Below are 14,898 nucleotides of genomic sequence, written 5' to 3'. Positions count from 1 at the left end.
TTTCAAGGAGAGTCGCACGGCTGATCCTGAGCGAATATTGCGTTCAGCTAGAGCAGGTATACCTTTTACTTATCAACACGCCGCGCGCATGATGCAGGCATGTGCCCTGCCAAGAGAACACCATGACTGCCGAACTTCCCAATCTAATGCAGATACGCGCGTTTGTCCGGGTGGCGGACCAAGGCAGTGTTTCCAAGGCGTCTGAAGTACTGTACCGCGCGCAATCTGTTGTCACCCGTTCCATTCGCGACCTGGAAGAGCGGCTTACCATTGCATTGTTCGAACGGCATGCCAATGGAATGCGGCTGACCGATTACGGCGCCCGCATCTTGCCTCGTGCACGACAGGCATTGGCTGAGCTGGAGACAGTGCCCCGCTTGCTGGGTAACCATCCAGGCGCGATCACCGAACCCCTTTATCTGATGCATACCCGGCGTCTGGAAGTGTTCGTCAAGCTGTGCGAAACCCACCATATGCAGACAGTAGCTACCCTCTTCGGCCTGACCCAACCCGCTGTGAGTGCAGCCCTCAAGGTGTTGGAAGGTGGTTGCGGCCATACACTGTTCGAGCGCACTCCCAAAGGCCTTCAGCCTACACGAGCGAGCCTGGATATTGTCCTGCCGATTCGTCGGGCATTGAATGAGCTGCGCCATATCGATGCCGACATTGCCGCCCTACGCGGCTCGCTCCAGGGAACCGTCATGGTGGGTGCCTTGCCCTTGGGGCGAACCCGGCTGTTGCCTGAAGCTATTGTGCGCCTCGTCTCTGCGTACCCTCAAATTCGTGTGGCGACCAATGAAAGTGCGTTTGACCTGTTGGCTACCGACCTGCGGGCCGGTGACATCGACTTTGTACTGGGCGCCCTGCGCCCCTCCGACTATGCCAGCGATCTGTTGGGTGAAACGCTGCTGACTGAAGAGCTGGTGGTACTGGTACGCCGGGGCCATCCATTACTGGATCAGGGGGTAAATACCAATGACCTTATCCATGCTCGCTGGGTGCTGCCCCGTGCAGGCTCGCCGGCCCGCAACCAGCTCGATGCCTTCTTTAGCGAGCTGGGTACGGAAACGCCACTACCGGTAGTTGAAACGGGGGATCTGGCGATTATCCGTGGGCTGCTCGTACGCTCTGATATGTTGGCTGTCGTTTCAGCCCATCAACTTGAATACGAGATCGCCTCAGGCGAGTTGCAACGTCTCCCCTTGCGGCTTCGCCATACCACCCGCGCCATAGGTCTGATCTACCGCACCGGTGGCCTGCACTCACCTGCAGCCAAAGCGTTGATGGAAAAGATCCGTGAAGTAGCCCTGGAGCGCTTGGACGCCTGATTTTACTGGGATGCAGGCGCTTTATAAGCCAGCCTAAACCGCACCCACTTTGCCAATAACGCTGTCAGGGATGGTTTTAATCAGCACCTTGACGCAAAACAGTGGTGAAGGACTGTCTGCGATGGATGCCACTACTGCCTTGTATTTGGCAGGAATCTGGTCAAGGCATCGCTTGGCCGTTCGTGTTACGGCCTCGTTAGAATCGTGTATTTCGGCAGCAAGTGCCAGGGCGAGAAGTGCTTCCAGAAACGTCATGACACCAGACTGCCAATGGACTATCGCCATTTAGTGAATGGACGCAGCGACAGGCACCGCGCCCTGGGTTGGAGTTATTTCTTTCCAGCAACCGAGTACAGCACCTGCTGATTACGCGTTTTCTGGAACTCTTCCAGTGATTGACCACGCATGGCTGAATAGATGTGCAGGTTGGATACCCCTACCACCGCGCCGAGCTTCTCTAGCAGGAAGAAAATAACACCGTAGTGAATCAGCCCACGCCAATCGCGGCGTCGAATCAGGTCGCGCTCTTCGTCAGTCAGGCCGGCTTCCTCGAACATGGCCTCCGGCTCCTCCAGAAAACGCTCACGCCAGGCCGGAGTGATCATGCCATGCAGGAATTTGTTCAGCCGATATCCTTTGGCACTGCGCTCCAGCGTAAACGGGTACGTGCCCTCCAGCTTTTCGACACCAGCCAACTGATGGTTCATGTGTTCGCGGTGGCGGGCTTGTATGTCGATGGGTAATGGCCGCGCCTGGTTTTCCAAGAGCAGCGTCGCGATACCGGTCATCGAAGGAAGGTAATAATCCTGGTGAATCAGCTTTACATTGGATGAGAGCGCACCACGCATGATCAGCCAAGTGATGACCTCCGACCCCTCAAGTCCACCCAGCGTTGCGTATTCGGCAATGGTCATCTCGGTAAGACGCGCGGGGTCGTTGACAAAGAGATCAACAAACTGGGCGTCCCATTCAGGATTATTGAAGCCACACCGCTCACCATGGACCTGATGGGACACACCACCCGTGGCAGCAATGACCACCTTCAGATCCTCGGGATAGCTCTCGATGGCACGCCGCAAGGCCTGTCCCAGGTTGTAGCAGCGCTTGGCACTCGGGATCGGAAACTGCAACACACCGACCTGCAGAGGTACTACGTCTACCGGCCATTCCGGCTCGAACGGCAGCAGCGCAGACATGGGTGAGAACAGACCATGGTCGATCGGCTTGTCACGAAAGAACGACATGTCGAACTCATCAGCCATGAGACTGGCCCCGATATGCCGGGCCAGCGCCGCATGCCCACCAATGGCAGGCAGTCCACGTACGCCACCGCCCTCGTCTGCCACACCATAGTGATCGTCTACGCCCAGGGCGAAGGCCGAATAGTGATCGAAGAAGAACGAGGTGATGTGATCGTTGAAGATATAAAACAGCACATCAGGCTGCTTATCCTTAAGCCACTCCTTCATCGGCTCGAAGCTCTTGAAGATGGGCGCCCAGGCGGCCTCCTCCTGCTTGTTGTAGTCGACTGCAAAGCCGATCGTAGGCGTGTGCGAGACGGCCAGGCCTCCGATAATACGTGCCATAAAATAATCCTTAATGAATGATCAAGACGCCAAGGCAGGCTGGGCTGCACGCCGTGCAGCATAACCATTGCCCAGTATGGCCAGCGCTGCCACGAAAGCCGGTATCGCCAGCACTGCAAAAATCAATCCGAAGCTCAGCCCAAGGCTCAGCACCGCACCACCGATTACCGAGCCGAAGATCGCACCAAAGCGGCCTATCCCCAACATCCAGCTCACACCTGTGGCGCGGGACTCGGTAGGATAATAGCCGGGGGCATAGGCATTAAGACCTGTCTGCGCGCCGCTCATGCAAAAGCCCGCCGCGATAACGCCAAGTGTCAGCAGGCTGGATTCCAGGCCAAAGGCACCCAAGAGCAGGATGAACGCACCGCCCAAAGCATAGGAGCCTGCAATAACACGATTGGGATTGCGCCTGTCCATGATCCAGCCAACCACGATTGCTCCTACCGTCCCGCCAATCTGAAACAGTCCTGTGATGGTCGCTGCACGCTCGATCGGGATACCGGACTCACGAATCAGCGTAGGCAACCAGCCCATCATCAGGTAGATCACGAGCAGCCCCATGAAATAGGTAACCCAGAGGGAAAACGTTCCTAAACGATAACGCTCTGCAAACAAGGCGCGAACCGGCGCCTTGTGGTGAACCGTAGGCTCAAGCGTGATAAAACGTGTTTGCGCCGTAAACTGGCCACCCAGTCGATTCAGCACTTTGGCGATACGGGCGGCAGGTGCGTCTTTTACGACAAGAAACCGGGCAGACTCAGGCAAAAACAGCCAGAGGAACGGCAGCAAGAGGATAGGTAGAAGGCCACCCACCAGCAGCACAGACTGCCAACCATAATGGGGAATCAGCCAGGCAGCTACAAAGCCGCCGGCACCCGAGCCCAGGTTGAACCCGGTAAACATCACGGTAATCAGCACGGAGCGATAGCGCTCGGGTAAATACTCCGAAAGCAGTGTCGTCGTATTGGGCATCGCCGCCCCGAGCCCTACCCCGGTGAGAAAACGCAGGATGGCCAGCTCATAAGGGTTACGTGCGAAGGCGCATGCCAGGCTCAGCGCACCAAATACAGTCACGGCACCGAGCAGTACCGTCTTGCGACCGAAGCGGTCGGCATAAGGGCCCGCAACCAATGCACCCACCGCAAGACCAACCATAGCCGCACTCATGACCGGTCCGAAGGCGGTTTTGGATAGATTCCAGTCCTGCATCAGTGATGGCGCAATGAAGCCCATGACGGCGACATCCACACCATCGAACAGGACGATGAAAAAACACAGGACAAGGATCAACCACTGATAGCCCGAGACAGGCCGGTTATCAATCCATTGTTTAACGTCGACAGGCGAGTCGGTGTGCATGACGGCCACCCTTGTTGTTTTTATGGTGATTCGAATGCCCATAGGGCTTATCACGTGATGGCAGAACGAAACTGCCTCACGGTCAGCCCAGACGTTAAAGCCACTCGCCTGGCCCGTCGTCTGGGAAATGCTTAAGGGGGTATCTGATTTTTTTATGAGGGCGTCAGGCACCTGAGCGAAACGGTACTCGGGTGCCTGAGGCTGAAAGGAAGGCAAGCCCGTGTTATACGAGCCTGAAGGGATACGTCAGATGACAAAGAGATCAACGAACCGATTGACCGGAGTACGCTCGAGTGTCGCCTGATCCTTGCACAAAGCAAAAATCTGCTCACAGCGCTGTGCCGGGAAACGGGTAGCCAAGTTGTTCTTGAACTTGGCCTCGAGCAGCGGGATGCCTTCGTCGCGGCGACGGCGATGGCCAATCGGATACTCTACCGTGACCTTGTCGGTACAGGTGCCATCCTTAAAGAATACCTGGATGGCATTGGCTATAGAGCGCTTGTCAGACTCCAGGTACTCCTGGCTGTAGCGCAGGTCTTCGATGATTTCCATTTTCTCGCGCAACTGATCGATCAGCGGATGCGCTGCATGGAAGGCATCTTCGTAGTGCTCGGCCACAAGGTCTCCGTACAACAGCGGCACGGCAATCATGTACTGCAGGCAGTGGTCGCGGTCAGCCGCGTTGGCCAGCGGGCCGACCTTGGAAATGATACGGATGGCAGACTCGTGGGTAGTCACCACGATCTTTTCGACCTGATCGAGCTTCTCACGAACCTGGGGATGCAAAATGACCGCTGCCTCGGCCGCCGTCTGGGCGTGAAACTCTGCAGGGAAACTGATCTTGAACAGGACGTTTTCCATTACGTAACTGCCAAACCCCTGCGGGAAGCTGAATTGGCGCTTGTCCTGCGGCTTGGTCTCTAGATCCTTGTTGGTATGGCTGAACAGCACATCATAAAAGCCCCACTGAGGTGCGCTCAGCACGCCCGGAATACCCATTTCGCCGCGCATGGCAATGTCTGCCAGACGTACACCGCGGCTGGTGGCGTCCCCTGCTGCCCAGGACTTGCGCGAACCTGCATTCGGCGCGTGCCGATAGGTACGCAGTGCCTGTCCATCTACAAAGGCGTGAGAGATAGCGGCAAGCATCTGCTCGCGATTGGCGCCCATCAACTTGGCCGCAACCGCCGTCGACGCCACCTTGACGAGGATGACATGGTCAAGCCCGACCCGGTTGAAGGAGTTCTCCAGCGCAAACACTCCCTGAATTTCGTGCGCCATGATCATGGCTTCAAGCACGGCGCGCATGGTCAGAGGCGCCTCGCCCTGCGCAACGCGCTTTTGCGACAAATGATCGGCTACTGCCAGAATGCCGCCCAGGTTATCCGAAGGATGTCCCCACTCCGCTGCGAGCCAGGTGTCGTTGTAATCCAGCCAACGCACGATACAGCCGATATCCCAGGCAGCCTTTACCGGGTCCAGGCGAAAACTCGTTCCGGGTACGCGCGCGCCATACGGCACCACGGTCCCTTCCACAAACGGACCCAGATGCTTGGTGCATTCTGGGAAACGCAGGGCCAGAAGGCCACACCCCAGCGTATCCATCAGACAATTACGCGCCGTGTTTAGCGCCTCGGTAGAGTCAATCGTATAGTTCAGGACGTAGTCGGCGATGTCCTGCAGAACGTTGTCATAGTCAGGACGATTATTCAGGTCGACGTTGGCGCTCATGCTCTCGCTCTCATGGTTCATTGTTATGTGAGGCAGCGGCAGTCGCTGCCTTTGGATGTATCTACGCGCTGCGCTCTTCGAGCCGCACATACGGGCGCTGCTCGACGCCGGTGTACTCCGCACTCGGGCGAATGATGCGGTTGTTGGCACGCTGCTCGAACACATGGGACGCCCAGCCTGTAACCCGCGAGCAGACAAAGATCGGGGTAAACAACTTGGTGGGAATTCCCATGAAGTGGTACGCGGACGCGTGGTAGAAATCGGCGTTGGGGAACAGCTTCTTCTGCTCCCACATGGTGTGGTCGATCGCTTCGGATACAGGGAATAGCACCGTATCGCCTACTTCCTCGGAGAGCTTTTTCGACCAGACCTTGATGACTTCATTGCGCGGGTCCGAGTCCTTGTAGACGGCATGGCCAAAGCCCATGATCTTGTCCTTGCGCTCCAGCATGCCAAGCGTGCCCTCGATGGCCTCCTGGGGTGACTTGAAACGTTGGATCATTTCCATGGCGGCCTCGTTGGCCCCACCATGCAGAGGTCCACGCAATGAACCAATCGCACCGGTAATGCAGGAATACATGTCTGAAAGCGTGGATGCACATACGCGCGCGGTAAACGTCGAGGCGTTGAACTCATGCTCGGCGTAAAGGATCAGCGACACGTTCATCACCTTGCGGTGCAGCTGGTTGGGTGCCTTGCCATGCAAGAGCTTGAGAAAATGCCCGGCAATAGAAGATTCGTCTGTTACGCAATTGATGCGCACACCCTGATGGCTGAAGCGATACCAGTAACACATGATGGCCGGTAATGCCGCCAGCAGCCGATCCGATACAGCCTGTTGTTGCTCAAAGCTGCGCTCAGGCTCCAGGTTGCCCAGCATCGAGACGCCGGTCCGCATCACATCCATCGGATGCGCCTGCGCCGGGATGCGCTCAAGCACCTCTTTCAACACCTGTGGCAGATCACGTAAGGTCATGAGTCGATCACGGTAGTCATTCAACTGCTCCGTAGTCGGCAGTTCACCCCGGAACAGCAGATAGGCCACTTCTTCGAACTGGGCATGCTCGGCCAGCTCGCGCACGTCATAACCTCGATAGGTCAGACCGGCGCCTTCTTTACCTACGGTAGACAAGGCTGTCTGGCCGGCGACCTGACCCCGTAGGCCAGCGCCGCTCAATACTTTTGCTTCAGCCATTGCTCTCTCCTTTCTTGGACTTGTTATGGATGGTGCAACTGCATCTGTCAGGTTAGCTGACGGACCTTCGCCGGATCAGCGCTTGTTCTGGGCGAACAGCGCATCCAGCTTTTGCTCGAACTCGTGATAGCCAATGCTTTCGTATAGCTCCATACGCGTTTGCATGGTGTCGACTACATTCTTCTGTGTACCGTCGCGCCGAATCGCGGTGTAGACGTTTTCAGCCGCCTTGTTCATGGCGCGGAAAGCCGACAAGGGATAGAGCACCAACGAGACATCTGCGGAGGCCAGCTCCTCGGTTGTGAACAGTGGCGTCGAGCCAAACTCGGTAATATTTGCCAGTACCGGTACCTTCACCGCGCCAGCGAACTCCCTGTACATCCCAAGCTCGGTCATGGCTTCTGGGAAGATCATGTCCGCGCCCGCTTCTACACAGGCGCAGGCTCGATCGATAGCCGACTGTAATCCTTCAACCGCCAATGCATCGGTTCGCGCCATGATCACAAAGCTGTCATCAGTCCGGGCATCCACGGCCGCTTTGATGCGATCCACCATTTCCTGCTGCGAGACGATCTCCTTGTTGGGTCGATGACCGCAGCGCTTGGCCCCCACCTGATCCTCGATATGCAGCGCGGCCGCGCCAAACTTGATCATTGATTTGACCGTGCGGGCCACATTGAATGCTGACGAGCCAAACCCGGTGTCTACGTCAACCAGTAATGGCAAATCGCATACATCGGTAATCCGGCGCACATCAGTCAAGACATCATCCAGGTTTGAAATACCCAAATCCGGTAGCCCCAATGAACCGGCTGCAACGCCACCACCGGACAGGTAAATGGCCTTGAAGCCGGCGCGCTGGGCTAGCAAGGCATGATTGGCATTGATAGTGCCAACTACCTGGAGCGGATGTTCGACCGCAACAGCCTCTCGAAAACGCTGGCCGGGACGCATGGAAAGACCCTGACTCATGACTCACCTCTATTCTTGTTGGCAGACGCCGCGCTTACCGCTGCGTACCCGGGTTGGTGTTGAGTATCAAGTTGGCGCTCGATATTGCGCCGTGACGCAGCAATGTGGCGCTTCATCAAGAGTTCGGCCAGCTCACCGTCACGCTCAGCGATGGCGTCGAGAATACGATGGTGCTCGGCAAAGGCCTGGCGCGGCCGGTGGGGTGTGGCGGAAAACTGGATCCGGTACATGCGTACCAGCTGATACAGCTCATCGCACAGCATGCGGGTCAGTGTGCGGTTTCGGCTGCCCTGAATGATGCGGTAATGAAAATCATGGTCGCCTTCCTGCTGGTAGTACCCCACCCCAGCTTGAAACGAGGCGTCGTGCTCATGGGTTTCTAGCACCTGCCGCAGTTCGAGAATCTCTGCGTCGGTCATGCGTTCGGCTGCCAGTCGGCACGCCATTCCTTCAAGCGATTCACGGATTTGATAGAGCTCAACCAGCTCCTCAAGGCCCAGCGAGACAACACGAGCGCCCACGTGGGGCACGCGTACGACCAGCTTTTGCCCTTCCAGACGATGAATAGCCTCACGCAATGGACCTCGACTGATCCCATAGGTACGCGCCAACTCAGGCTCTGAAATTTTGCTGCCCGGTTTAATTTCACCCTTAATGATGGCCGCCTGGATATGGCGAAAGACATGCTCCGAAAGCGTCTCGCTTTCAGGCGTATTGGCAGAAGGTATTTCGCTTAGTTGATTCATACTGTCGACACATTTATTTTTTTAGCGACCTTTGTGTCAAACATTAGGCCCAAAAACAGAAAAGTGTCAACAATCTTAATCACCTATGGTTTCAGCGTTGGCAATCACTGTAAACCTAGGGGCCCGGCATAGCACTACGCGCTATCCGTCTGGGCCCTAATAGGTCAGATTGTTTATTTGCCAATATGAACACTTTGGTGCAACGGGCTGGTGCTCCAGCTTTTTAGCCGCCTTTGGGTAGCGCGGAATGCTCCTCATCAACACACAACACCAGCAAATTATTCCTAGCGGGTGCTGGGCATGGGCTGCCCTACTTCTGCTGATAAACTCCCGTTTCTGTTCCGTCCCGGCAAATCGAACATGACTTCGTCATAACCGGCATGCCCTCAAGATGCGCAAACTCAGGTAAACCTAGCCCTTGTTTATCAACAGCACCCATTTACCCCAATAGGCCGGTCAAAGCGAATCGGACAGGCTTCATTAGAGTCCCATACCGATAACTGTGGATCCTATAAGGATAGGACGGTACGGCTACGGCAGGTTCGTGCTTGAGAGTATCCAGAAGAGTTGCGTCTGAACGTGACTCGCAGGTGTTCGGATGGGTTGGATATGGAAAGTACTAGGCCTTGGCTTAAAGCCAGACATGAAATAAGTCGTTATTTACCCGCTTCATGGCTCAAGGCTTATTCTTCAATAACCCGGCTTTTCATCCTGTTTAAACCTGCGCTCGCATAGGCAGGCTATAAACCAGAAAAGAATATCTATTTTGATGAAAGACGTGTAATAGCGGCTGTCAGGTCATGGAGTGAAGCCGGCTTAACCAGATGCACATCAAAACCTGCCGCTTTGGAACGCTCCCGGTCTTTAACTTGCCCATAACCGGTCAAAGCGATCAATCCTAGCGCTGATGGAGGAAAATGCTCACGGAGCATAGAGGCCAACTGAAAACCATCCAGGTCGGGCAGCCCTATGTCGAGCACCGCAACCTCGGGCTTGAGCTCACGGACTATATTCAGTACATCGAATGGATTACTGCTTGCCTGGACGGTATGTCCCTGTTGACGCAAGACAGCCTGGGTACTTTCAAGCGCATCAAGGTTGTCATCAACAATCAGGATCCGAGCCGGTTTTACTACCGTATTGCTATTTTCCTCAAGGACCTGCGTTGGTTCGCTGATGGCCAACAAAAGCCGTGGCAACGTAACCGTAAAAGTAGAACCGCAACCAACACCGCCACTGCTAGCCGCTACCGTTCCTTCATGCAGGCTTAGGAAACTCTTGACCAAGGCCAGACCAATACCCAATCCGCCTTTCGCCCGATCTATGGTAACCGCACCCTGCTCGAAAATATTGAAAATACGGGGCAATAACTGAGGACTGATACCGGAGCCATTATCTTTGACTAGAATAGAAACCTGTTCACCGTCAGTCTTTACCTCGACCTCTATTTGGCCCCCAACATGAGTGTACTTGGCCGCATTGGTCAGTAGATTGGTAAAGACCTGGGTCAGGCGGACGGAGTCCCCTGACACCCAGACCTCTTCATCGGGAAATATATGAGTGATCTGCTGACGCCGGTCACCAACAAGCGCACTTGTATTCTCAAGGGCTTGGAGCACTACTCCTGTTATGCTTGTAGGCTCTTTATTGATTTCGATTTTTCCACGAGTGATGCGCGTAATATCGAGCAGGTCATCCACCAGACGCGACAAATGATCAGCCTGCCGCTCGATGATCTGCAGCTCTCGCGGAAACAGGCCCTGATGCCTTCTTTTGATCAATCCAAGCGCCATGACAATGGGTGCCAGGGGATTACGCAATTCATGCCCCAGCATCGCTAGAAATTCATCTTTGGCTCGACTGGCCTGCTCACGCTCAAAATCTGCCCTTGCGGCTTGTAATCCTGTAGCAGCCAATGAAGCAGCAGCTCGCAAAAGAGCTAATTGGTTGATGCTTGGAAAACCTGGCGCAGAAGAACCAAACCAGATTTTTCCACCATACGTTCCATAGCCCATGCTCAAGTGAACAATGTACATGGACCCCAATGGAGTATCTGACTCATAGGCTCGCCCGTCAGGAACACGCGTGTTTTTCCAGGCTTCGGCTGTAACTTCCCAGCGAGATAGCTCTTCGCCCTGGCAATAACGCCCCTCGACTCGCAAAAGGCCTTTGAAGGATGGATTATCAGCCAACAGCGCCTGGGCATAGCTAAAGCGAAGGGGAACGATACGTTCGGCGGCCTCGATCATGAGGCGAAGAACCGTCTCACCCTCTCGCCCTGCCCACAAGGCGGGTAAGGCGAGAAGACCCATCAGGTCTCGAATACCACGTTCTGAGGAATCGCCTTCCTGGGAGGGAACCGGTAATACTTCAGGATAACGGCTCATTGTCTTCCAAAAAGGCGAAATGAAAGGAGGAAAATAACATATCAGGTGGTCGAGGCGTCTTCCTTGACCTGACGCTTGGCAAGCTCAGCCAGCATTTCTGATGCTGGGGTATAGAAGGGATTTTCCTGTACTACACCATTGATAAGCGTCAACGGATGGGTACGTAAGAGATCCATCATCATGGAGCCGGACATTTTTGCAATGTCATATACACATACGGCTGGTTGACGGTTCTGGGAAAGCACTTCATTTACTTCGGCCTCGTACGCCAGAATGTCTTTAGCACCAGGCACATCATTAAAGACCCAGTCCATATTGCCCATGATACGCACGCGTGGAAATCCAGCTTCCCGCGCGGCTTTGCAGGCACTTTCCAGCGTATTGAGCATGCGGTCCTTATTAAAGGTGCCGGCTTCATCAAGATAGGCACCCTGCCACGATTGAACCTCAAGTTGCCCACAGGCCTCACAGGCATGAGTATCGATTCCCGCCCTGTTAAGGCGTACCCGATGGTCATCCATCTTGGCAGGATTTACGATATGTATATTCTTCTCGCCCTGATCAATCCCCTCCTTGAAAAAAGGAGTCAGGACATCGTACTCCTGCTCACGACTATCGAAAAAAGCGCAGACATGAAAGTGTTCAATTTGTGTGCCTGCCAATGACAATTCGTTCATGTGTAGATGTCCTCTAGAACAACCAGCAGCTGACGTGACGAGCTTGAATTTGAAATCCCATCCAAGATGGCTAATTGCCTCTACCGCTTGGCAATTTAGCTAGCGAAGAAGCTTAGTGCTAAATATCATTTAGCAGAAGATTTTATTTGCTTAATAAACAGATTCTGACCAGCCAGTCATTTTGGCTGAGTCTAGATAACAATTTTCTGTCGTTACCTTATAAGACGCAAGAACCTTGCCACGGCCTAAATGTGCAGGGGTCAAAATTTGCTTTCGTGAGCTCGCTTGTCAAAAACAAGGTCTTTGAATAGGTAATAGTGTACAGGCTCTCTTCAGCTTGCTGGCTGTTTTATGCGTTTACATACCATCAGTTACACTAATCTTATTTGGGAAGGCTATGAATCATGCCGGTAATAAAAGGAGACTTGGTCAAACTTGCTCTAACGGGCCAATTCAACATTATCGTCCATGGATGTAATTGCCAGCGCAAAATAGGTCAGAAATCGCTAAGACTATAAAGAGGGTCTCCTGAATCCTATGAAGCTGATTGCCTAGCTTCGAAAGGAGTACGGGAAAACTGGGCACTTGCTCATGCACTCGAATTAAGCAAGGCAACTTCGAGCTTACAGTAGTGAATGCTTACACTCACTGGCGCGGAAAGAGCGTCAAGGCAGATTATGAGGCTATCCGCGCAGTCGTGAGGGCGATTCGGCAAGGGTTCTCGGGATGCCGTATCGGCTATCCTCGCATTGGCGCCGGGCTTGCAGAGGGTGACTGGGCAATCATCGGTGCCCTCATTAATGAGGAGCTGGCAGGCCTTGACCATACTCTGGTGGAGTATTTGCCTTAGCTTTCGTGCGTTTTTGCCTCACTGATGCAACCGCCCTTGACGGCTGCCCAGGTCTTGCTAGCCCAGTATCACCCTAACGGACTGTCGTCCACGTCTGGTCTTTCATCCATGTTAGGCGTGTCTTGGGTATCAGGAACGTCACCGTATTCATCATATTCATCAGGCGTCTGGCCTTGATCAGGCATGTTTTCCGGGTTGCTCATAAATCACCTCTGCGTGTTTGTCATCTGATACCTGATCAGGCCATGCGTTCAACAAACGCTTGTAAACCGCAAAAGCCTGTTCAGCACGCCTCCTCCCTGCAAGGGATCGCACTGTCTACAGAAACAGGCGTTAATGGTTTCAGGTAGTTGAAAGCGGATAAGCGGTCCATACTCGATTCCGTGCAAGACGTTATTTCCCCAGCATTCACAACAGGATGCACACTTTCAACAAGAGCCTTTATGACCATGAAACCGGATATTGTCGTGTCCTCACTGGACCTTGAGCGGATAGAAGATTTGCTCGAGTCCCTGCCGGCCAGCGAACACTCCATGCAAACCGCCTTACAGGAGGAGCTTGGTCGAGCTGATATTGTCGATCCGCATGAGATACCGCCTACGGTCGTCACCATGAATTCAACCGTGCGCTTTCGCATGGACGCAACTGGTGAGGAATTCTGCAAGACACTGGTGTATCCCAAGGATCTTGCAGGCGATTCGGGGCAGGTTTCTATCCTCGCCCCGGTAGGCAGTGCGCTGCTGGGGCTGTCCATCGGGGACTACATTGAGTGGCCGACCCCAGGCAAAGGAATGCTCAAGGTCAGGATCATGGATATCCCCTTTCAGCCTGAACAGGCCGGGCAATATCACCGGTAGGCAGGTCAGGAGGAGCATCAGGTGTGCTCCTCCTGCCGGATCAAGCGCTTAGCAGCGCCTGGATATCGTTGTAGAGTGCCTTGGGTATCCAGACCCCTTCACGCAGGCTTTTTTCACGAGCCTGATAACGCCTCTGCGAAGGTAGACGCGCGCCCTGGGCCACCATGGACTCGAACAGCTTTTCGGCACGGGCAAGCTCGGTCTCAGCCTGCTCACCCAGGAAGCGTTGCGGATCGATAGCAATAATCAGCTCGCCTCCCATGGAAGTAACCCGTGCGCCGTTATCAAATGCCAGCGACTCGGCACTGGTCATGTCGGCGATCAGGGGGCCAGCGATCAGCTCCACCATTGCGGCCAGAGCCGAGCCTTTATGCCCTCCGAACGTCAGCATGGCGCCCTTGTCGAGCACGGTGGCCGGATCGGTACAAGGTCTGCCTTCGGCGTCTACGCCCCAGCCTTCAGGAATAGGCTTGCCAGCGCGGCGATGCAGCTCAATTTCACCCCGCGCCACCATGCTGGTCGCAAAATCAAAGATAAATGCCGGCTTGTCTGGACGAGGCCAGCCAAAGGCAAAAGGGTTGGTTCCGAAAAGTGGTTTGCTCCCACCGGCAGGCATCACCCAGGCATGGCTGGGCGTGCAGGCCAAGGCAACCAGACCGGCATCCGTAAGCGGTTCGATGTCTGCCCATAGGGCTGAGAAATGAGCGCAATGGTTGATGCCCAATGCAGCAATACCCAGTGTATTGGCTTTCTGGATCAGATGTGGCAGTGCCATCTGGTAAGCGACTTGCGAAAAGCCACCCTTGGCATCGATACGTACCAGAGCGGGCGCCATGTCATGCAGTTCTGGCTCGGCATCCGGAGAGACCTTGCCTGCCTTGAAGGTATTGATGCAGGACAACAGCCGATACAGACCATGGGATGAACATCCATCGCGCTCGCCAGCCACTAACGTTTCGGTAACGTAGCGGACATGAGGTGCGGTAAAGTCATAGTGTTGGAGCACACGCGTCGCCAGTGCCCGTACGTCATCAAGCGTAAGGTGAACCGTGTCTTGCCCAGAAGCATGGGTCTGGGAAGCGCTTGAGGCAGTCATGGATTCTCCTTTTTAGAATTGTCGTGTCAGAGAAGCATTTGAAATGGGTTATGGAAATGGCCAGGCAGGCGGCCAGTCTTGCAGGTTTATTAACTGGTGGGCCAGCCTAAG

The 14,898-nt window shown here is 54.7% G+C and carries 14 protein-coding genes; 3 read left to right on the top strand and 11 right to left on the bottom strand.

What is annotated here, in order from left to right; all coding sequences use genetic code 11:
* The first annotated feature begins 122 nt into the window (after positions 1 to 122).
* Positions 123 to 1,328 (top strand): LysR family transcriptional regulator, encoded by a 1,206-nt coding sequence (locus JQR90_RS09460; protein ID WP_434140756.1) that lies wholly within the window; start codon positions 123 to 125, stop codon positions 1,326 to 1,328.
* Between the two features lie 33 nt (positions 1,329 to 1,361).
* Here the strand turns inward: JQR90_RS09460 and JQR90_RS09455 are convergent, their stop codons facing one another.
* The 9 genes from JQR90_RS09455 to JQR90_RS09415 form a co-directional block, all read right to left on the bottom strand.
* Positions 1,362 to 1,583, bottom strand: a complete 222-nt coding sequence (locus JQR90_RS09455) for a DUF7740 domain-containing protein (protein WP_010798212.1) — start codon at positions 1,581 to 1,583, stop codon at positions 1,362 to 1,364.
* Positions 1,584 to 1,657: 74 nt separating this feature from the next.
* Positions 1,658 to 2,914 (bottom strand): gallate dioxygenase, encoded by a 1,257-nt coding sequence (locus tag JQR90_RS09450; RefSeq protein ID WP_434140755.1) that lies wholly within the window; start codon positions 2,912 to 2,914, stop codon positions 1,658 to 1,660.
* Positions 2,915 to 2,935: 21 nt separating this feature from the next.
* On the bottom strand, positions 2,936 to 4,276 hold the full coding sequence (locus JQR90_RS09445) for an MFS transporter (RefSeq protein WP_010798210.1): 1,341 nt from the start codon (positions 4,274 to 4,276) through the stop codon (positions 2,936 to 2,938).
* Between the two features lie 246 nt (positions 4,277 to 4,522).
* Positions 4,523 to 6,007, bottom strand: a complete 1,485-nt coding sequence (gene prpD, locus JQR90_RS09440) for a 2-methylcitrate dehydratase (RefSeq protein ID WP_286788051.1) — start codon at positions 6,005 to 6,007, stop codon at positions 4,523 to 4,525.
* A gap of 61 nt (positions 6,008 to 6,068) precedes the next feature.
* The gene (prpC, locus tag JQR90_RS09435) at positions 6,069 to 7,202 is read right to left on the bottom strand and encodes a bifunctional 2-methylcitrate synthase/citrate synthase (protein WP_434140754.1); all 1,134 of its coding nucleotides are present in this window, start codon (positions 7,200 to 7,202) and stop codon (positions 6,069 to 6,071) included.
* 75 nt (positions 7,203 to 7,277) lie between these two features.
* A complete protein-coding gene (prpB, locus tag JQR90_RS09430; protein ID WP_150347463.1) occupies positions 7,278 to 8,174 on the bottom strand; it encodes a methylisocitrate lyase in 897 nt (298 codons plus the stop codon).
* Positions 8,171 to 8,920, bottom strand: coding sequence for a GntR family transcriptional regulator (locus JQR90_RS09425; protein ID WP_434140753.1), 750 nt, complete (start codon positions 8,918 to 8,920; stop codon positions 8,171 to 8,173). Before JQR90_RS09425 ends, prpB begins: the two co-directional genes overlap by 4 nt.
* 761 nt (positions 8,921 to 9,681) lie before the next feature.
* Positions 9,682 to 11,307, bottom strand: coding sequence for a hybrid sensor histidine kinase/response regulator (locus JQR90_RS09420; RefSeq protein ID WP_010798205.1), 1,626 nt, complete (start codon positions 11,305 to 11,307; stop codon positions 9,682 to 9,684).
* Between the two features lie 41 nt (positions 11,308 to 11,348).
* On the bottom strand, positions 11,349 to 11,984 hold the full coding sequence (locus JQR90_RS09415) for an MEDS domain-containing protein (RefSeq protein ID WP_010798204.1): 636 nt from the start codon (positions 11,982 to 11,984) through the stop codon (positions 11,349 to 11,351).
* Between the two features lie 631 nt (positions 11,985 to 12,615).
* Here JQR90_RS09415 and JQR90_RS09410 point away from each other — a divergent pair.
* Complete coding sequence (locus JQR90_RS09410) at positions 12,616 to 12,834, top strand: hypothetical protein (protein ID WP_010798203.1); 219 nt, start codon at positions 12,616 to 12,618, stop codon at positions 12,832 to 12,834.
* A 68-nt stretch (positions 12,835 to 12,902) separates the two neighbouring features.
* Here the strand turns inward: JQR90_RS09410 and JQR90_RS09405 are convergent, their stop codons facing one another.
* Complete coding sequence (locus JQR90_RS09405; RefSeq protein WP_010798202.1) at positions 12,903 to 13,037, bottom strand: hypothetical protein; 135 nt, start codon at positions 13,035 to 13,037, stop codon at positions 12,903 to 12,905.
* Positions 13,038 to 13,277: 240 nt separating this feature from the next.
* Here JQR90_RS09405 and rnk point away from each other — a divergent pair, with 240 nt between their 5' ends.
* Positions 13,278 to 13,691: a nucleoside diphosphate kinase regulator gene (gene rnk, locus JQR90_RS09400; RefSeq protein WP_019365864.1), complete on the top strand. Its 414-nt coding sequence runs from the start codon at positions 13,278 to 13,280 to the stop codon at positions 13,689 to 13,691.
* A 40-nt stretch (positions 13,692 to 13,731) separates the two neighbouring features.
* Here rnk and JQR90_RS09395 read toward each other — a convergent pair whose 3' ends face one another.
* Positions 13,732 to 14,787 carry an Ldh family oxidoreductase gene (locus JQR90_RS09395; RefSeq protein WP_010798200.1) on the bottom strand — a complete coding sequence of 352 codons (1,056 nt, stop codon included), beginning with the start codon at positions 14,785 to 14,787 and terminating at the stop codon, positions 13,732 to 13,734.
* Positions 14,788 to 14,898: the final 111 nt, after the last annotated feature.

Origin of the sequence: Pseudomonas sp. JZ114, assembly GCF_051027705.1 — a bacterium.
Taxonomy (GTDB): domain Bacteria; phylum Pseudomonadota; class Gammaproteobacteria; order Pseudomonadales; family Pseudomonadaceae; genus Chryseomonas; species Chryseomonas luteola.
Note: the sequence above shows the minus strand (reverse complement) of the source record. Positions and strands in the feature narration are given on the sequence as shown.